The organism is Pseudonocardia sp. ICBG162, assembly GCF_020496225.1.
Classification (GTDB): Bacteria; Actinomycetota; Actinomycetes; order Mycobacteriales; family Pseudonocardiaceae; genus Pseudonocardia; species Pseudonocardia alni.
Genome location: NZ_JAHLJD010000031.1, coordinates 1268077 through 1286821 on the forward strand (window position 1 = coordinate 1268077; position 18745 = coordinate 1286821).

Below are 18745 nucleotides of genomic sequence, written 5' to 3' on the forward strand. Positions count from 1 at the left end.
GCCGTCGTGGGGACGTGGGGACATGACCAACACCGTCGATCGACCGGTTCCGTGGTCGGGCCGCGGCCCGTGGACGCCGCCGCAGCCCCCGCCGTGGGCGACCGTCCCGGCCGGGTTCGGGCCGGTGCCCGTCACCTCCTGGACCCTGCCTCCGCGTCCGGCACCGCGACGGGGATGGGTCGTCCTGGCCGTCGTCGGAGCAGTCCTACTGGTCGCGCTGCTGGGGTCGGCGGTCGCGGCGCAGCGGACGATGGACGTCACGGGGACCGTGTCGATCACCGGGGCCGCCGGGACCGTCGCACTCTTCTCCGCCTGCGGTGGGGCCGGCTACCTCGGCTGGCTCGACAGCGGCACCCCGGTGAGCATCCGGGACGGAGAGGGAGCGGTCGTCGGGACCGGGTCCCTCGGACCAGGGGTGTCCGGGCCCGCCGGCTGGTCCGGCTGGTCGGACAGCTGCACGTTCGCGTTCTCCGTCGACGACGTCCCGGCCGGCAGCGAGTACTACAGGGTCACCGTGGGGTCGGACACCAGCGAGACGCTGTTCAGCCGGTCCGAGCTCCAAGCCTCCGGCGCGCACATCACCTACTAGCCCAGGACGGGCGTCATCCCCGGCTCCCGCCCGGTGGCGGCGAGCGCGAGGGCGGTGTCGTCCCCCCACCCCGCGACGACGTCGGGACCGGCCAGCCGGGTCACCGTCTCCCGCACCACCGCGAGCCCCGACGCGGGCGGGGCCGGTGCGTCCGGCAGCGCGACGGTCATGTCCAGGTGGTGCACCACGACCTCGACGACCCAGGTGCCGACGAAGTCCCCGACGTCGAGGACGTGTCCCTGGAACTCCAGCCGGTACGGCGCGTCCAGGTCCGCGACGAGCCGGCGCAGGCCACGCAGCGTCATCGCGACGTGGACGATCTGCCCGGTCGGGCGGGCGTATGCGGCCGCGACGGCGCGGGCGAAGCGCTCGTGCGCCCAGCCCGGCGCCCCGGACCCGGGCGGCGTCGCAGTCCAGTAGGTCGCGAGGTCGACGTCGGCGGGGCGGTCGGTGCGGGCGGGGAACCCGGCGAGCATCTCGACCAGACCCAGGTGCAGGTGCGCGAGGACGTCTGCGGCGAGCCAGCCGTGGCAGCGGCTGCGGGCGTGCAGGCCGGTGTCGTCGACGTGGTCGAGCAACGCCGACAGCCCGTCGAGCGCGTCGAGGAACGCCGGGCGCGCCACGTCGAGCGGGTAAGCCGTCACATCAGGTCCGCACCGGACCGCGACGCCGGCCGCTCCCCGGCCGCGGCCATCTCCTCGGCCACCCGCATCAGCTCGGTGTTGACCGGGGTCGCGATCCGGTGCGCCGCGCCCAGCGCCACGATCTCGCCGTTGAGGTAGCGGGCCTCGATGGATCCGGTCCCGCGCTGCAGGCTCTGCCACGACGACGAGCCCCGCCGCGTCGCGCCCGCGACCGGCCGCTCGGTGATGGTGCCCTCCCGGCGGACGCGGTCGTCGTCGCCGGTCCGGGCGGTGATCCCGGCCGCGTCCAGGACGGCGCGGCCCTCCGCGGTCACGGCCTCGACGAGGCGGGGCGCGTCGGGGTCGTCGAGCCCGCAGATCGCGTCGACGGCGTTGGCCAGGTTGGTGAGCAGCTTGCCGTACTTCGCGGCCATCACGTCCGGGTCGGCGCGGGAGGAGAACCCGGCCGCGGTGAGGTCGGCGACGATCGCCTCGGTGGTGGCGTCGACACCGGAGGGGAACCGGCCGACGTCGAGCACGCCCGGGACCGGCGACGACGACGCGACGACCACCCCCGGCTCGTAGTGCTCGGCCGGCAGGATCACCAGCATCGCCTGCACCCGGTCGGTGCGGCGCGCGGCGAGCCGCTCGTTGGCGACGCCGTTCTGCGCGCACACCACGGTGATCCCGGGGGCCGCCTTGAGCAGCGCGGCCAGCGGCGGCGGGGTGTCCTGCGACTTGACGGCGAGGATCGCGACGTCGTCGGGGGTGGGTCGGGCCTCGCCGACCGTGCCCACGGTCTGCACCGGATGGGTGGTCGACCCGTCCGGGGTGTCCAGGCGCAGCCCGCGCTCGCGGATCGCGTCGAGGTGCGCGCCCCGGGCGACGACCACGACCTCCCGCCCCGCCGCGTGCAGCCGCGCCGCGATCGTCCCGCCGACGGCCCCTGCCCCGATCACCACGTAGCGCACGACGACGATCCTGGCTCAACCGTCGCGCCGGCGCACCACCGACGGCGGGGCCTTCCGCCGCCACGCCTCCTCGACGAGCTCCGCGAGCTGCCCCGCGTCGACCCGGTCGAGGTCGACGAGGATCGAGCCGTGGCCGTCGTAGTGCGGGGTCGTGAAGTAGGCCGGATCGCCCGACGCGAGCAGCGCCTCCTTCTCCTCGAGCGAGCACATCAGCACCAGCCCGCCCTCGGCCTCGGTGCGCAGCCGGGCGAAGCCCTTGCCACGGACCTTCAGCGACGGCGTCCGGTACCAGGTCGACTCCTCGACCTCCGGCAGCCCGGACCCGATCCGCACCACGTCGTCCCAGCTCGGCATGGGGTCATGGTGCCCGCGGCGGGCGCTGCGCGTCGTGGAGGAATCAGACCAGGTGGGCCGCGAGGAACCGGTCGACGGCGGCGCGGCCGTCGGCGACGTGCGGCTCGACCTTCCACTGCTCGACCAGCTCCGCGCCCGGCGCGAGCCCGGCGAGGCGGCGCGACACCGGCTCCGGGTGGAAGGCGTCGATCCCCATCAGCACCAGCCACGGCGTCGCGACGTGGGCGAGCGCCTCGTCGGGAACGGAGTACAGCATCCCGCCGCCGCCCCACATGTTCGTGCGGAACTCGGCCCAGTCGTCGTCGGGGACCCCGGGGTGGTCGGCCTCGATCCCGGCGCGCCAGCTCTCGAAGCTCTTCTCGAACAGGTGCTGGTTGTCGGCGCGGCCGATGGGCTGCAGCGCGACCGCGGCCCGGACGCGTTGCGGGGCGGTGACCAGCAGGTTCGCGATGTAGGCGCCGCCGATGCACATGCCGAGCACCGCGCACTCGGAGACGCCGAGGTGGTCGAGCAGGGCGAGCTGGTCGGCGGTGTAGGTGTCCCAGCCGTCGCTGCCGTGGACCTCGGCGACCGAGGACCCGGCGTTGCGCTGGTCCATCGCGATGACGCGGTACCGCTGCGCGAGGTGGGCGACCGGGTCCCAGGGGGCGTTGCCCCAGGCCGCGATCGTCGAGTTCATGCCGCCCGGGGCGAGCAGCAGCACCGGGAACCCCGTGCCGTGCTCCTCGTAGTGCAGGGTCACACCGGGGCGCTCGAAGGAGGGCATGGCCCGAAACTAGGCCACCCGCGGGGGAGTCCGCTTCTCCGGACGGCGCCGCGCCAGGATGGAGGTGCCGTAGACGACGAGCGCCAGCCCGAGCAGCAGCAGCCACCACAGACCGGGGCGGACGGTGTCGTCGAGCAGGGTGATGCCGACCAGCCCGGGCACGACGACCTGGGTGACCATGTAGAGCGCGGTCACCGTGGAGACGTCGCCGAGCTGCAGCGCGCGGGCGTAGTTGTACAGGCCGGTCAGCGCCATGCCGACCAGGATGTAGACCAGCGGCTCGCGCAGCAGGCCGGCCAGGTCGACGCCCTCGGACACGTGCATCGCGCGGATGCAGACCGAGCCGCCGCCCAGCCCGAGCCCGGCGAGCACCGCCGACGGCCACGGCTTGGTCGAGTTCGTGATCGCCAGCGTCACACCCATGATCACGACCAGCGCCGCGATCAGGACGGCGACGGTCGTGCCGTGGCCGGTCAGGGCCTGCTTGCGCTCGGTCCCCGCGCTGCCGGCGACGAACGCGAGCCCGAGCATGCTGGCTCCGATGGCGAGCCGGTGCACCGGCCGCAGCCATTCGCCGCGGAAGTAGCGGGCGTACAGGGCGGTCATCGCGATGGCCCCGGCGAGCGTCGCCTGCACCGCGAAGATGGGGATGAACTGCAGCGCGACGACCATGCAGAGCCAGGTGACGATGTCCATCGCGATCCCGCCGAGGAACCGGGGGCGGGCCAGGACGGCGCTGGTGCGTCCGCCCTGGTTGGCTGCGTCGGCCTGGAGGATGGCGGCGACGGTGCTGCAGAGCATCGCGAACACCGCGAAGAGCATGCCGATCAGCACGGGCGGGCCCGGGTCAGGGCACGGGCGGTACGCGTGATGATCGGCACCGGCCGATTGTGACGTACTGCTACCGGGTGCCGGCCGGGCGGGCGTCCGACGGGGCGGGCCGCTGCTCGGGCAGCGCCGCGGGCATCTCGAAGAAGCCGCTCATCAGCCCGCTGCCGGGCTGTTCGTCACGCGTACCGGCGGCGGCCTGCCAGGGGGACGTGCCGCCCTGGGTCGCGCGGCGCTGTGCCAGCACGGCCCGCGGGCGCTCGGTGAGGACCAGGATGCCGACCGTCAGGGCCACTCCCACCAGCAGCGGCCCTCCGACCACCAGGATGGGCCAGCCCACCACGACATACGCGAGCACCAACGCACCCGCCGCCATGCCGATGACCGCCCCCGCCAACCGCGTCACCACGCGCCCCTCTCACACCGTGCCCGAACCGTGACGACCAGTGTTTTACCACGTCGGAGGGGGTGGACACGGGCGACGCGACGCGGTAGCGGTCACACCTTCGGGCACGGCCGTATCGCATAGTGCATGGGGCCGAGCCGGCGTGGGGGCTCCCGTGTCCACGCCGGCCCGGCGGTCCGAATCATCCCGCTCCGGGGTCCGGGCGGGACGGGGTGGGGGTCACTCGGCGCTGTCGTCGCAGCGCAGAGGGTGATCGGTGATCGATTCCTTGTCCGACAGGATGATCACGCAGCAGCACCCGCGGCCGGGGTGGTCGACGTCGGCGCGGGGGCCGTGGTCGTCGGGCCCGGGACCGGGGTGGTCGGGTCGGTGGCGGGCGGGGTGGTGACCGGCGGGGTGGTCGGGTCGGGTGTGCCCTCCGTTGGGGTGCTCGGGTCCTGGCTCGTCGCCGGCGGCGTTGTGACCGGAGGGGTCGACACCACGGGTGCGGGGGGCACGGCCGGGCCCGGAGCCACCGGAGCCGGAGCCGGGGCGGCGGCCGCGACCGGAGCGGCGGCACCCGCGGCGGGGCGGGCCGCCGTACCCCCGGTGGCCGCGCCACCCGAGGCACCGGCGCCACCGGCGGCGGCGTGTCTCCCGCCCACGGGGGCACCCTCGGCCGGACCGGCGGCGACGCCGGCGGCCGGGGCGGCCCCCGGGGCGACCGGGGCCGGCGCGACGGCCGGTGAGCTCAGCACGGGGGCCGCGCTCAGCTCACCGATCCCGGGGCTCGTCGTGGGCCAGAACAGCAGCGCACCCGCGATGGCCGCGGCACCGGCGAGACCACCGGCACCGACCACCAGGCGCTGCCGGGTGACCGTGGCGCGACGGGCGGTGGCCGGGGAGTCCCGGGTGACCAGGGTGTCCGGAGCGGGCCGCTCCGGGCGGACGGCGGACGGCGCGGGCGGCTGTCCGGCGCCCAGGACCGAGGTCCGTGCGGGGGCGGGGGGCTGCGCCGTACGGGGGCGGGGGACCGCGGTCAGCGGGCCGGTCGGCGGCTCCGGGTCGAGCAGCGCGACGGCCGTGGGGGCCGCGGCGGGCTGCTCGGTCCGCGCGGTCCGCTCCCGCTCGCCGCGGGTCGGCCACGCCGGCGCGTTGCGGTCGGTCGTGCCGGTGCGGTCGGTGCGCTCGGTGGCCTCCGGCCCGGGCCGGTCCCACGGGCTGCGCCCGGCCGGGTCGACGGGCTCGCGGGGCGCGGGGACACCGGTCAGCGGTGCCATCCGCACACCGGGCCAGGAGGTCCCGGCCCCCGGAGCGACGGCCAGTGCGGCACCGCGGGCGGCGTCGGCCACCGGATCCGCGACGACGGCGACCGGGCGGCCCAGTGCCGCCGAGACCGCCTGCACCACGACCGGCATCCGCGCGGCACCGCCGGCGAGCAGCACCTCGGCGTCGGGGGCGGCGGCGGCGACGTCCTGCACCAGGTCGGCGACCGGCTCGAGCAGCGGGCGGGTGAGCTCGTCGAGGTCGGAGCGGTGGATCCGCACCGCGGTCCGCAGGCCGGGCATCTCCACCCGGACGGTCGCGACGGTGTCCCGGGACAGCAGCTGCTTGGCGGCGCGGCACTCGTCGCGCAGGGCGGTCAGGGCGGCGACGGTGCGCGGGTCGTCGGGGTCGAGCGCGTCGAAGGCGGCGGCCGTGGCCGGGGAGGAGGACCGGACGAAGGCGAACACCGCGTCGTCGACGTCGGCGCCACCGGTCCGGCAGCTCAGCGTGCGGCCGACGGCGTCGGGCAGCACCCCGGGTGCGGCCGCGGCCAGCACGGTCGCGGTGGTCCCGTTGCCCCCCAGGTCGACGACGGCGAGCGGCCCCCCGGCCGGCACGACGGCGCGGTGGGCGAGCGCGACGGCCTGCGGCGCGGTCACCAGGGAGACGGTCAGCCCGCGGCGGCGCAGGGCGGCGGCCAGGAGGTCCCGCTTGTGGCGGCCCCAGCCCACCGGGCAGGTGACGCCGATCCGCGACGGCGGGCCGCCGTGCCGGGTGGACACCTCGTCGACCAGGACGCGCACCAGCCGGGCGCACAGGTCCTCGGCCGCGTAGGCATAGCCGCCCAGCGACAGCGGGGTCGGGTCCCCGACCCGGTCGAGGAAGCCGCGGGCGACGCGGTCCGGCTCGGCCGGGGCCCGGCGACGGGCGGGCTCGCCGCACAGCAGGTCACCCCCCGGGCGTCGCGACCAGCACCGCCGGGAGCACGTCGCTCCCGTCGCGGCCCCCCAGCCGCACGGGCTCCGCGGCACCGCCCGTGCGCAGCACGGCAGCGGTCACCGAGGTGGCCCCCAGATCGATCCCGAGCAGGTACGACATCACTGCTCCCCCCTCGTCGAACCGGCACGCCGGCGTAGTCCTCTCGCGAGACCCATCGACGGGGGCGGCCCCGGTGTTAGCCCGTGCGGCGCAGCAGTTCGAGGTTGGGGACCGATCCCCTAACGGCCCCCCTGGGGACCCGGAGCGATCCCCGATGGCCGGACCGGCCGGCGCCCCTAGCTTTCGTCATCAACACCGGTCGTCGCCGACGGACCGGTCACACCCCGAGCGACACCGGAGGCCGTCATGGCTGCACACGACATCTCGCTGATCGACTTCATCAAGCTCCTGCTCGGCAACGGCTCCGAGAGCATCCAGGTCCGCGACTGGTTCAACGACAACCCGAACGCGGTCCTGCAGCACTACGGCCTCTCCGAGCTGTCCCCGGAGGACGTCCGCGACGCGCTGGTCATCGCGCAGGACAACGACACCGTCTCCTTCGACCGCCACTACGACACCGGCTTCAACTGGGGCGGCGGCGACAAGGGCGGCTGGAGCGAGGGCAAGGGCCACGGCGACCACGGTCACAAGGCCGCCGCGTCGCACGAGAACGTGCACGTCAAGGACGTGTGGCACACCGAGAACATCGACGACCGCGACACCATCGTCGACAACTCCGTGAACCAGCACATCGACACCCACGGTGGCGACTTCGACCAGGACATCGACATCCGGTCGACCTCCGCCTCCGGTGACGGCGCGGTGGCCGTCGGCGGCGACAACAACGCCCCGGTCACCACCGGCAACGGCAACGTCGTCGGTGACGGCAACCAGGTCGTGGCCGGCAACGGCAACACCACCGCCTTCGGCGAGGGTTCGGCCTACAAGACCGGCGACATCTCCGCGAGCAAGGGTGGCGCGGTCTCGCTGGGCGGCGACGCGAACGGCTCGCACGACGCGACCGACTCGTTCAACAAGACCTGGAACGAGTCGCACCAGACGACCGACATCAGCGACTCGTACAACACGGACAACAGCGTGGACACCCACACCACCGTGGACGACCACAGCCACACCGACATCGCCTCGCACAACGACGTCGACCTGTCCGTCGGCTGACCCAGCGCTCCGCCCGGTGACCGGGCCGGGACGCCCCCGACCCCGGCCCGGTCACCACCTCCCGCACCACCCGAACCCTCCGTCGAGCGCCCGAGCCCGGCGGCATCCCATGAGGAGAACGTCATGTCCGTCGAGAAGTCGCTGATCCAGTTCATCCTGGACCTGCTCAAGGACCCGAAGGCCCTGGCCGAGTTCAAGGAGGACCCGCACGGCATGCTCGCCCAGTGCGGCCTGTCCGAGGTCTCCGCCGACGACGTCCGGGACGCGCTCGTCCTGGCCCAGGACAACGACGACGTGTCGTTCGACCGTGACTACAACACCGGCGGCGGCCACGGCGGTCACGGCCACCACACCCCGCCCCCGCCGCCCGTCCACCACGGCGAGGACCCGGTCAAGTACATCGACAAGTACGTGACCAACAACCACTACACCACCAACATCGACGACCGCGACACCATCATCGACAACTCGGTGAACCAGAACGTCGACACCGGCGGCGGCGACTTCAACCAGTCGATCGACACCAAGACCACCGTCGCGTCCGGCGACGGCGCGGTGGCCGTCGGCGGCGACAACAACGCCCCGGTCACCACCGGCGACCACAACGTGGTCGGCGACGACAACCAGGTGGTGTCCGGCGACGACAACACCACCTCGTTCGGCTCGGGCTCGGCCTACAACACCGGCGACATCTCCGCCGACAAGGGCGGCGCCGTCTCCCTGGGTGGCGACGCCACCGGCTCGAACGACGCGTCGGGCTCGTTCAACGACACCCACAACGAGTCGCATTCCTCGGTCGACGTCGACGACTCGTACAACACGGACAACAGCCAGTACGCCGAGTCGCACACCGACGACCACAGCCACACCGACCTCCTGTCGCACAACGACGTCTCCGCCGACGTGGCCCTCTGATCCGGTAGCGCTGCTCCGGGCGGATCAGTAGGGTTCGCCCGCCCGGACCGGCCGGCCCCGGTCACCCACCCGTGGGTGACCGGGGCCGTCGTCGTTCGTGTATCCATGACGGGAACGTGACGGGTGGTGTGGGGCACCACCCGCGGAACGACGGGGGGACGCGGTCGTGGCGGTGCCGGAGGCGGTCGCGCTCGTCGACCTGGCCCTCAAGGCGGTGACTGCCTACGCCCGCCCCGACCTGGCACCGCGGCTGCGGCAGACGAGGGCGCGGCTGACCGACCCGGTCGTGCGGGTGCTGGTCGTCGGCGAGTTCAAGCAGGGCAAGAGCCAGCTGGTGAACGCGCTGGTCAACGCCACCGTGTGCCCCGTCGACGACGACATCGCCACCGCCGTGCCGACGCTCGTGCGCTTCGGCGAGGAGACCTCGGTGACCCTCGTGCGCGAGGCCCCCGGCCCCGACGGCGCGGCGACCGAGCGGGCCGAGCGGACCGTCGTCGGGCTCGACCAGCTCGCCGAGCACGTCTCCGAGGCCGGCAACCCCGGCAACCGGGCCCGCCTCACCCGCGCCGAGGTGACGCTGCCCCGCAAGCTCCTGCAGAGCGGACTGGCGCTGGTCGACACCCCCGGCGTCGGCGGGCTCGGGTCCGCACACGGCGCCGCGACGATGTCGGCCCTGCCCACCGCGGACGCGGTGCTGCTGGTCTCCGACGCCAGCCAGGAGTACACCGCCCCCGAGCTGGAGTTCCTGCAGGCCGCGCGCAAGCTCTGCCCGAACGTCGCCTGCATCGTCACCAAGACCGACCTGTACCCGCACTGGCGCCGGATCGTCGACCTCGACCAGGGCCACCTGCGCACCGCCCGGGTCGACGCCGAGCTGCTGCCGGTGTCCTCTGCGCTGCGGCTGCACGCGGCCCGCACCCAGGACCTCGACCTCATCGCCGAGTCCGGTTTCCAGGCGCTCACCAGCTTCCTGCTGCGCAAGGTCGTCGGTGCCGCCGACGACCTGGACCGTCGTTCCACCAGCCAGGACGTGCTCGTCACCTGCCAGGCCCTGGAGGCCACGATGCGGGCCGAGCTGATGTCGCAGAAGGACCCGGAGAAAGCCGGCCAGCTCGCCCGCGAGCTGGAGGCCGCGCGGTCACGCGTCGACGAGCTGCGCCAGCGCTCCGCGCGCTGGCAGACCACGCTCACCGACGGCGTCGCCGACCTGATCGCCGACATCGAGTACGACCTGCGCGACCGGCTGCGCGCGGTCTCCCGCGACGCCGAGCAGCTCCTCGAGGACGCCGACCCGGCCGACATCTGGGAGCAGTTCGCCGAGTGGTTCCACAAGCAGGTGGCCCACGCCGTCGCGCAGAACTTCGTGTGGACGACCGAGCGCGCCCGCTGGCTGGCCGAGCAGGTCGCCGAGCACTTCGCCGAGGCCGTCGACGTGACCCTGCCCGAGCTGCGGGTCGCCGGCGGCTCGGTGGCGGGCCTGGTCGACCCGCTGGAGATGCCCGCGGACGAGAAGTTCGGCATCGGGCAGAAGCTGTTCATCGGCGCCCGCGGTGGCTACGGCGGCATGCTGATGTTCGGCCTGGCGTCCACCTTCGCCGGGTTCATGCTGCTGAACCCGCTGTCGGTCGGCGCCGGTCTGCTGTTCGGCGCCAAGACCGTGAGCGACGAGAAGAAGCGGATGAAGCAGCGCCGCCAGGCCGACTCGAAGAACGCCGTGCGCCGGCACATCGACGAGGTCACCTTCCAGGTCGGCAAGGACTCGCGGGACAACCTGCGCCGCATCCAGCGCGACCTGCGTGACCACTTCACCACCGTCGCCGACGAGCTGTCCGAGGCGCTGAAGGAGTCGGTCGCGGCCGCGCAGACCGCCCTGAAGGACGACGCCGAGCGTCAGCAGCGCGTCGCGGACCTGGAGGCCGAGCTGGAGCGGGTCACCGGCCTCGCCGAGCGGGCCAGGGCGCTGGCCGCCGCCGTGGGCACCGGGAGTGCCGCGTGAGCGCGCTGACCGAGCAGACCCGGGCGCTGCTGCGCCGCACGCTGGACGCCTACGGCGACTCCCCGCAGGCCGCGGGCTGGCTGCGCCACCACCTCGACCGGTTCGACGAGCCGCTGCGCGTCGCGATCGCCGGCAAGGTCAAGGCGGGCAAGTCCACGCTGCTCAACGCCCTGGTCGGCGAGCGGATCGCCCCCACCGACGCGGGCGAGTGCACCCGCGTCGTCACCTGGTACGCCGACGCGCCCGCCCCGGGCGTACGGATGCACCTGCGCTCGGGCGTGGACCGTCCCCTCACCCTGGCCCGGCGCGACGGCGCGCTGCAGATCGACCTGCAGGGCGCCCGGGTGGAGGACGTCGACCGGCTGAACGTCGACTGGCCGTCGCAGCACCTGCGGCGCACCAACCTCATCGACACCCCCGGCATCGGGTCGCTGACCGCCGACGCGGCCGGCCGGGCCGGGGAGTTCCTGACGCCGGAGGACACGCCGTCGCCCGCCGACGCCGTCGTCTACCTGATGCGTCACCTGCACGCCGGTGACGTGCGGTTCCTGGAGGCCTTCCACGATCGCGGCGTCGCCCGCGCGACCCCGGTGAACACCATCGCGGTGCTGTCACGCGCCGACGAGATCGGCGTCGGCCGGCTCGACGCGCTGATCTCCGCGCGCCGGATCGCACGGCGCTACCGCGGCGACGACAAGCTGCGGGGGCTGTGCCAGACCGTCGTCGCCGTCGCCGGGCTGCTCGCCGAGACCGCACGCACCATGCGGCAGGACGAGTACGTCGCGCTCACCGAGCTGGCCGCGCTCCCGCGGGGCGACGTCGAGGCGCTGCTGCTCTCGGCCGACCGGTTCGGGCGCACCGACCTCGACCGGCCCGACGCCGCCACCCGGGTCGCGCTGCTGGAGCGGTTCGGCCTGTTCGGCGTCCGGCTCGGGACGACACTCATCCGCCAGGGCGTGAAGGACCCGACCGCGCTGGCCGACGACCTGGTGCGCCGCTCCGGCCTCGACGAGCTGCGCTCGGTGCTCGACACCCAGTTCTCCGAGCGCCGCGACCTGCTCAAGGCCCGCTCCGCGCTGCTCGCCGTCGACCTCGTCCTGACCCGCGAACCCCGCCCGGCGACGGCCGCGCTGCGTGCCGAGGTCGAGCGGATCCTGGCCGGGGCGCACGAGTTCGTCGAGCTGCGGGCGCTGGCCGACCTGCGCGCCGGGAAGATCGTGTTCCCGCCCGAGGCCCTCGCCGACGCCGAACGGCTGCTCGGCGGCGAGGGCGGCTCGGCGGCGGCCCGGCTCGCGCTCGACGGTGCCGCCGGCCCGCGCGAGGTCCACGACGCCGCCTCCGAGGCGCTGCGCCGCTGGAGGCGGCGGGCGGAGAGCCCGCTGACGGGGCGGGCGTCGGCGGAGGCCGCGCGGATCGTGGTGCGGTCCTGCGAGGGGCTGCTCGCCGAGGCGTCCCGCCCGCACGCGCACCACTGACCGATCAGGGCCGAGGGATCAGGGCGTCGCGTCGAGGGCGTGCAGCGCCGCGACCAGCGGGGCCAGCTCGGGGCGCGTCGCCGCGTCGGCCAGCGCCTGCTCCAACGCCCGGTCGTGGCCCGGACGGGCGCTCTCCAGGAGCCGGCGTCCCTGCTCGGTGAGCTCGGTGTAGATCCCGCGGCGGTCGGTGGGGCACAGGTACCGCTGCAGCAGCCCTCTGTCCTCCAGCCTGCCGACCAGCCGGGTCGTCGCCGACTGGCTGAGCACGACCACCGACGAGAGCTGGGCCATCCGCAGGTGGAAGCCGTCCTGGCGGGCCAGCGCGTCGAGCACGGTGTACTCCACCACCGACAGCCCGTAGGAGCGCTGCAACGCCCGCTCCAGGTCGTCCTCCAGCCGGGCGTGCAGGGCGGCCAGGGTGCGCCACCCCCGCGCCCGCGTCTCGACCGCGTCGTCGTCGAGCGACATGGTGTGCCTCCCCTTCGGCCCGGGTCACGGTGCTACGTTGTCGGCGTCGGCAATAACCAGCGTGTGCAACTATCGGCGTGCGCCGACTGTTGCACGTGCCGACATCACGATACGAGACGGCCACCCCGACTCCTGGAGAGAGACAGCCATGCACCTCGACCTCACCGGCCGGACCGCCCTCGTCACCGGCTCCACCCAGGGCATCGGACTCGCCATCGCCGTCGACCTCGCCCGCGCGGGCGCCCGGGTCGCGGTCAACGGCCGGACCGCGGAACGGGTCGACGCGGCCGTCGCCCGGGTGCGCGACGAGTCCGGCGGAGAGGTCGTCGGCGTGGCGGCCGACGTCACCACCGACGACGGCACCGCGACCCTGGCGACGGAGCTGCCCGAGGTCGACGTCCTGGTCAACAACCTGGGTGTCTTCGGTGCCCAGGAGGCCCTCACCATCACCGACGACGACTGGCGCCGCTACTTCGAGGTCAACGTCCTGACCGCGGCCCGCCTCATCCGGACCTACCTGCCCGGCATGCGCGACCGCGGCTGGGGCCGCATCCAGAACATCGCCAGCGACTCCGCGGTCGTCATCCCGGCCGAGATGATCCACTACGGCGTGTCCAAGACGGCGCTGCTCGCGCTGTCCCGCGGGTTCGCCAAGGAGGCGGCCGGCAGCGGGGTCACCGTCAACTCGGTGATCGCCGGGCCGACGCACACCGCGGGCGTCGAGGACTTCGTGTACCAGCTGGTGGACCCGGCCCTGCCCTGGGACGAGGCGCAGCGCGAGTTCATGCGCGCCCACCGGCCCCAGTCGCTGATCCAGCGGCTGATCGAGCCCGAGGAGATCGCCCACATGGTGACCTACCTGGCGTCGCCGCTGGCCTCGGCCACGACCGGGGCCGCGGTCCGCGTGGACGGCGGCTACGTCGACTCGATCCTGCCCTGACCGGGCGGGTCAGCCGCGGTCGCCCAGGATCCGGCGGAGCTCGTCGAGAAGCTCGCTGCGGCCGCCCACCCCGAGACGCTGCCGCATCCGGGCCACGTGGTGCTCGACGGTCTTCGCCGAGATGAACAGCGCCTCACCGATCTCGCGCTGGGTACGCCCCTGCACGACGAGCTCGGCGACCTCCAGCTCGCGCTCGGACAGCAGACCCGACGCGGACGGTTCCGGGGCGGCCTCGACGGGCGCCGGGGCCGCGACGGCGGGCTCCTCCGCGACCGGGCCGGGCTCGTCCCCGGGGGGTGGGACGGTCCCCTGGCGCAGGTCCGTCCCCGCCGCCTGCAGGGCCCGCGCGCAGGCCAGCAGGGCCGACACCGCGCGCCGGTCCCCGGTCCGCAGCGCCGCCTGCCCGGCGAGGCGGCCGCCGTCGAAGGACAGGCCGACGGCGTGCAGCCCGCGGGCGGCGGCCTCGACCTCGGCCGCGTCGACCCGGTCCTCCAGCACGCCCACCCAGTGCGGGGCCGCCGTCGCCATGGCGTGGGCGAAGCGGCTGCCGCAGGCGGCGCTCTGCAGCTCGTCGGATCGGGCGCGGGCGGCCTCGACGTCGTCGGTGAGCACCGCGGCCTGCAGCCGCGCCCAGTGCAGCGGGGCGGCCCACAGCGCGGGCCGGCCGAGCCGGTCGAGCAGCGCGTCGGCCTCGGCGAGGTGCGGGGCCACCCAGCTCTCCTCCCGCAGCCGCGACGCCGCGGTCACCAGCTCCCCGAGCGGCTGCAGCACGTAGAGATCGACCGGGTGCCGGACGATCGCCTGCCGGGCCCGCGTCCAGGACCGCATCAGGGCGCCGAGGTCGGACTGGCGGCGGGCGATCGCGACCTGCAGCGCGGCGGCGAGGAACTCGTCGCGCGGTTCCAGGGGGTCGTCGCCCGCGTCGACGGCGGCGAGCCGCTCCGACGCCGGGCCGGTCGCGCCGCGCAGCAGCGCGATCCACCCGAGCAGCAGCCGGTGCCGGGCGCGGGCGGGCGCCCCGCCGAGCCCGGTCCGCAGGGCGCGGTCCAGTACGGACGCGGCGACGTCGAACTCCCCGGTGTGCACGGCCACCAGGGCGGCCAACGCGGCCGGGGTGTCGGGGAGCAGCGCGGCGCCGTGCGCGGTCTCCAGCAGACCGGCGGCACGGGCCAGGCCGGACAGCGCGGCGGTCGGGGAGCCCTCGACCGAGTCGAGCATGCCGCGGGCGGTGAGGTCGTCGGCGCCGTCGACGAGGGTGGGCGCGCGGCCGGCGACGAACCCGGGACCGTCGCCGTCGACCCCGACGACGGCGCGGGCCTCCTCCAGCGCCCCGGTCCCGATCAGGACGGGCACGGCCGCCGCGGGCGGGCGCTCCCCGGACACCGCCGCGGTCCACCGGTACAGCTCGGCACTGCGTGCCAGCAGCCCCCGCCGGGCGAGGACGGCGGCCGCGACCGACCCGGCGCGGACGGCGTCCTCGGCCTCGACGGCGTCGGTCGCGGACAGCACCGAGTCCGCGTGCCCGAGCGCGCCGTCGAGGTCCCCGGCGACCAGGTGGGCCTGCGCGCGGTGCGCGGCGACGGTCAGCGGGGGTGCCCCCGCGGCGACGGCCTCGGCGTAGAACCGGACCGCGTCCGGGCTCTCCGCGCGGGCCGCCTCGGCCGCGGCGGCCCGGAACACCGCGGCGGCGCGCTCCCCGGTGGCCCCGGACCCGCGCAGGGTGCGGGCGACGGCGAGCACGCTCCCGCCGCGGTCGAGCTCGATCTCGGCGAGGTGGCGGCGCAGCTCGGCCCGCCGGGCCGGCGCGACCCGGGTGCGGATCGCCTCGGCGACCAGCGGCACGACCCGCCCGTCGGGGGTGCAGAGCCCGGCGGCGACGGCCCGGCCGGACAGCTCGTCGAGCTCGGCGATCTCGGCGCCGACACCGATGCCGGCCGCGTCGGAGATCCCGAGCAGCGGGACGAGCACCTCGCCGTCGACGGGGGCGCCGAGCGCGAGCGCGGTGACCAGCTCGACCACCCGCGGGTCCTCGGCGTCGACGGCGTAGCCGATCTGCTCGGCGAGCTGCGGCGGCACCGGCCCGCCGACCCGTCCGTGGGCGAGCAGCCGGTCGACCAGCACCGGGGCCCCGGCGGTGCGCTCGGCGACGACCCGGACGGCCTCGTCGGAGATCCGGACCCCGGCGACGCGGGCGGCCCGGGCGGCGATCCCGGCGGCGTCGAGCGCACCCAGGACCAGCGGCGGCGCGGCGGCGGCCAGTGTCGCGCCGAGCCGGGCCAGCGCGCGGCTGCGCGGCCACGGACGGAACGCGACGACCAGCCGGGCGTCCGGGCGGCCCGCGCGCCCGCGCAGGTCGGCGAGCTCGTCGTCGCCGAGCTCGTGGGCGTCGTCGACGACCGTCACGTCCTGCCCGGCGCCGGCCTCGGTCCACACCCGGACCAGCTCGCGCAGCACGGTCGACTTGCCCGCACCGGCGGGGCCGGTGACGGCCACCAGGCGCGGTGCGGCCGGGTCCTCGGCGACGGCCCGGACCAGCGTGACCGCGGCGGGGGCCCCGGCGAGCGGGCCGGTCGACGCGGCGGGCGTGGGGGACGTCGTCGGTGCCGCCATCCTCGTCCGCCCCTCCCGGTCGCCCGATCGGGTCGCCCGATCGGGGACGGCCGAGGCTATCGGGTGCGGTGTCCGGTTCCCCCGCCGGACCCGGCAGGATCACCGGAGTGCGTGACCACGTGTGGGCGATCGTGCTGGCGGGCGGCCGGGGGCTCCGTTACGGCCGGCTGAAGCAGCTCGACGAGCTGGCCGGGTCCCGGCTGGTCGACCACACCGTCGCCGCCGCCCGGCGCACCTGCGACCGGGTCGCGCTGGTGCTGCCGTCCGCGGTGGACTGGGACGGCGAGCCGGTCGACGCGCTCGCCGTCGGTGGGGACCACCAGTCGGAGTCCCTGCGGGCCGGGCTGGCCGTCGTGCCCGCCGAGGCGGGGGTCCTGGTGCTCGCCGACCCGGCGCATCCGCTCGCCGCCGACCGGATCTTCACCGCGGTGGTCGAGGCCGTGCGGGCGGGCGCCGACGGGGCGGTGCCGGTGGTCCCGCTGCTGGAGGTGGTGCAGCGGGTGCGCGACGGCGTCGTCGTCGACACCCTCCCCAAGCAGGACGCGGTGGTCACGCAGTCGCCGCAGGCGTTCCGCGCCGACGTGCTGCGTGCCGCGCACGCCGACGCGCCCCGGCCGGTGGAGAACTCCGGGATGCTCGCCGCGCTCGGCCACCGCGTGGTGACGGTGCCGGGGGACCCGGCGAACCTGCACGTCGCAAGCCAGGAGGACCTGGCCGTCGTCCGGCGTCTGGTCAGATGAGCGTGCCGACGTCCTGGGCGACCAGGTCGTCGGTGGCCCGTTCGACGACGGCGGCGATCGTCATCGACGGGTTGCAGGCGGCCGTCGTGCCGGGCATCAGCGACCCGTCGAGCACGTAGAGACCGCGCTGGCCCCGCACCCGGCCCGCGACGTCGCAGACCGTGCCGATGCAGGCCCCGCCCAGCGGGTGCCAGGTGGTCGGCACCGCGTAGGTGGTGTCGAGGAAGGTGCCCCGCACCCCGGTGATGCGCCCCATCCGCTCGTGGATGCGCGCGGTCAGGGTGGCGTCGCCGTCGAGCGGCCAGTCGACGACGCCCTCCTGCCGGACCGGGTCCCAGCCCATCCGGCCGCGGCCGGCGCTGACGCCGTAGCCGACGAGCATCGTCGTGGTGCGGCCGAGGCCGAGCGGCAGCGGCGGCAGCGACGCCTGGATGACGGTGTTGGCCGTGGCCGGGTCCGCCCAGTCCTTCGTCCCGAACACCACCGGGCCGCCCTGGGTCGCGCCGAAGTCCTCGACCAGGGAGTTCCAGGTGCAGATCCGGTCGCCGTTGGTGCCCCAGTTCTCGCCGAGCGCGTCGGGCAGGTCCGGGACCGTGTCGTGCGCGCGGGCCCGCAGCAGCAGCCGGTTGGTGTTCTGGGTGCCCGCCGCGAGCACCAGCGCCGGGGTCGTGATGATCTTCTTCTCGAGCACGGTGCCGGTCTCGTCGATCCGGTCGACGTGCGCCTCCCAGCGCCCGTCGGCCGCGCGGACGACGTCGGTGACCTGGTGCAACGGGGCGACCGTGACCCGCCCGGTCGCCTCGGCGGCGGCGAGGTAGGTGACGTCGACGGTGTGCTTGCCGCCGTTGTTCACGCCGAACGCGGCGTCGCCGTTGGTGTAGGCGGGCGTCATCTCGCCCCGCAGCTCGGCCAGCGCGTAGTCCCAGTCGATCGGCATCGGGATCTTCTCGACCTCGTAGCCGGCGGCCTCGGCCCGGTCGCGGAAGACCCGCGGGGCGCGGTACGTCGGCGAGTCGATCAGCTCGTCCGGGGCGGTGTCCAGGCGGAGCATCCGCGCGACACGCGGGTAGTGCTCGCGGGCGAGCACGTCGTAGTCCAACTCGCGGGGCATCGTCGCGGCGAACACCTCGGCCGAGGGCTGGAGCGTCATCCCCTGGTAGAGCAGCGAGCCCCCGCCGACGCCCGCCGCGCAGAACGCGTCCATCCCGTTGCCGCCGACGCGCTCCAGCAGGCCGGTGTAGCGGCCGGGGGACAGCGGGACGGCGCCCGGGGTGCTCGCGGTGGGGCGTCCGAGCAGCACCGACAGCGGGTTCGGCGGTCCGTCCAGGGGGTCGGCGACGGTGTCGAGCCAGAACAGCCTGCGGTCGGGGTCTGTCGTGACCCGGGGGAAGGTCTCGGCGTCCGGGCCGGTGGCCCACCGCCGTCCGCGTTCGAGGACGAGCACGTCCACACCGGCCTCGGCCAGGCGCAGCGCGGTGACCCCGCCGCCGAACCCGGAGCCGACGACGACCACCCGGCGCTCCTCCCGGGTCACGCGCACCCGGGACGGCGCGGCGGCGAGCGCGGTGCCCGCGCCGAGGACCCCCAGCCCGGCGACGCCGGCAGCACCCAGCAGGACCGACCTGCGGCTGATCGAGCGCATCGGGGAGCTCCTCTCGGAAA

17 protein-coding genes are annotated in these 18745 nt (G+C 75.2%); 7 read left to right on the forward strand and 10 right to left on the reverse strand.

Annotated features, from left to right (window positions below):
- Window positions 1-22 precede the first annotated feature (22 nt).
- Complete coding sequence (locus KPL60_RS30930) at window positions 23-589, forward strand: hypothetical protein (protein ID WP_226367998.1); 567 nt, start codon at window positions 23-25, stop codon at window positions 587-589.
- On the opposite strand, the gene KPL60_RS30935 is transcribed toward KPL60_RS30930, so the two are convergent.
- From KPL60_RS30935 to KPL60_RS30965, 7 genes are all read right to left on the reverse strand, one after another.
- The gene (locus KPL60_RS30935) at window positions 586-1233 is read right to left on the reverse strand and encodes a maleylpyruvate isomerase N-terminal domain-containing protein (protein ID WP_226367999.1); all 648 of its coding nucleotides are present in this window, start codon (window positions 1231-1233) and stop codon (window positions 586-588) included. The two genes, KPL60_RS30930 and KPL60_RS30935, sit on opposite strands and share 4 nt — an antisense overlap.
- On the reverse strand, window positions 1230-2183 hold the full coding sequence (locus KPL60_RS30940; protein WP_226368000.1) for a ketopantoate reductase family protein: 954 nt from the start codon (window positions 2181-2183) through the stop codon (window positions 1230-1232). Before KPL60_RS30940 ends, KPL60_RS30935 begins: the two co-directional genes overlap by 4 nt.
- Before the next feature lie 15 nt (window positions 2184-2198).
- Window positions 2199-2537: an MmcQ/YjbR family DNA-binding protein gene (locus tag KPL60_RS30945; protein WP_226354384.1), complete on the reverse strand. Its 339-nt coding sequence runs from the start codon at window positions 2535-2537 to the stop codon at window positions 2199-2201.
- A gap of 43 nt (window positions 2538-2580) precedes the next feature.
- Window positions 2581-3303, reverse strand: coding sequence for an alpha/beta fold hydrolase (locus KPL60_RS30950; RefSeq protein WP_226368001.1), 723 nt, complete (start codon window positions 3301-3303; stop codon window positions 2581-2583).
- Window positions 3304-3312: 9 nt separating this feature from the next.
- The gene (locus KPL60_RS30955) at window positions 3313-4125 is read right to left on the reverse strand and encodes a DMT family transporter (RefSeq protein WP_226368002.1); all 813 of its coding nucleotides are present in this window, start codon (window positions 4123-4125) and stop codon (window positions 3313-3315) included.
- A 79-nt stretch (window positions 4126-4204) separates the two neighbouring features.
- Window positions 4205-4537, reverse strand: coding sequence for a hypothetical protein (locus tag KPL60_RS30960; protein WP_226368003.1), 333 nt, complete (start codon window positions 4535-4537; stop codon window positions 4205-4207).
- Window positions 4538-4821: 284 nt separating this feature from the next.
- Window positions 4822-6813: an Hsp70 family protein gene (locus KPL60_RS30965; protein ID WP_226368004.1), complete on the reverse strand. Its 1992-nt coding sequence runs from the start codon at window positions 6811-6813 to the stop codon at window positions 4822-4824.
- Between the two features lie 313 nt (window positions 6814-7126).
- On the opposite strand from KPL60_RS30965, the gene KPL60_RS30970 reads away from it, so the two are divergent.
- The 4 genes from KPL60_RS30970 (at window position 7127) to KPL60_RS30985 (ending at window position 12325) form a co-directional block, all read left to right on the forward strand.
- Window positions 7127-7939, forward strand: a complete 813-nt coding sequence (locus KPL60_RS30970; RefSeq protein WP_226368005.1) for a hypothetical protein — start codon at window positions 7127-7129, stop codon at window positions 7937-7939.
- 123 nt (window positions 7940-8062) lie between these two features.
- Window positions 8063-8854: an IniB N-terminal domain-containing protein gene (locus KPL60_RS30975; RefSeq protein WP_226368006.1), complete on the forward strand. Its 792-nt coding sequence runs from the start codon at window positions 8063-8065 to the stop codon at window positions 8852-8854.
- Window positions 8855-9020: 166 nt separating this feature from the next.
- Entirely contained in the window at window positions 9021-10850 is a 1830-nt protein-coding gene (locus KPL60_RS30980) for a dynamin family protein (protein ID WP_226368007.1), read from the forward strand.
- Window positions 10847-12325, forward strand: coding sequence for a dynamin family protein (locus KPL60_RS30985; protein ID WP_226368008.1), 1479 nt, complete (start codon window positions 10847-10849; stop codon window positions 12323-12325). Before KPL60_RS30980 ends, KPL60_RS30985 begins: the two co-directional genes overlap by 4 nt.
- 18 nt (window positions 12326-12343) lie before the next feature.
- On the opposite strand, the gene KPL60_RS30990 is transcribed toward KPL60_RS30985, so the two are convergent.
- Window positions 12344-12793: a MarR family winged helix-turn-helix transcriptional regulator gene (locus KPL60_RS30990; protein ID WP_062398878.1), complete on the reverse strand. Its 450-nt coding sequence runs from the start codon at window positions 12791-12793 to the stop codon at window positions 12344-12346.
- Between the two features lie 148 nt (window positions 12794-12941).
- Between KPL60_RS30990 and KPL60_RS30995 the strand changes: the two genes are divergently transcribed.
- The gene (locus tag KPL60_RS30995) at window positions 12942-13733 is read left to right on the forward strand and encodes an SDR family NAD(P)-dependent oxidoreductase (RefSeq protein WP_062398880.1); all 792 of its coding nucleotides are present in this window, start codon (window positions 12942-12944) and stop codon (window positions 13731-13733) included.
- Window positions 13734-13742: 9 nt separating this feature from the next.
- On the opposite strand, the gene KPL60_RS31000 is transcribed toward KPL60_RS30995, so the two are convergent.
- Window positions 13743-16343, reverse strand: a complete 2601-nt coding sequence (locus KPL60_RS31000) for a helix-turn-helix transcriptional regulator (protein WP_226368009.1) — start codon at window positions 16341-16343, stop codon at window positions 13743-13745.
- Window positions 16344-16450: 107 nt separating this feature from the next.
- Between KPL60_RS31000 and KPL60_RS31005 the strand changes: the two genes are divergently transcribed.
- Window positions 16451-17083 carry a 2-C-methyl-D-erythritol 4-phosphate cytidylyltransferase gene (locus tag KPL60_RS31005; RefSeq protein WP_226368010.1) on the forward strand — a complete coding sequence of 211 codons (633 nt, stop codon included), beginning with the start codon at window positions 16451-16453 and terminating at the stop codon, window positions 17081-17083.
- Here KPL60_RS31005 and KPL60_RS31010 read toward each other — a convergent pair.
- Window positions 17076-18725, reverse strand: coding sequence for a GMC oxidoreductase (locus KPL60_RS31010; protein ID WP_226368011.1), 1650 nt, complete (start codon window positions 18723-18725; stop codon window positions 17076-17078). The two genes, KPL60_RS31005 and KPL60_RS31010, sit on opposite strands and share 8 nt — an antisense overlap.
- Between the last annotated feature and the right edge of the window lie 20 nt (window positions 18726-18745).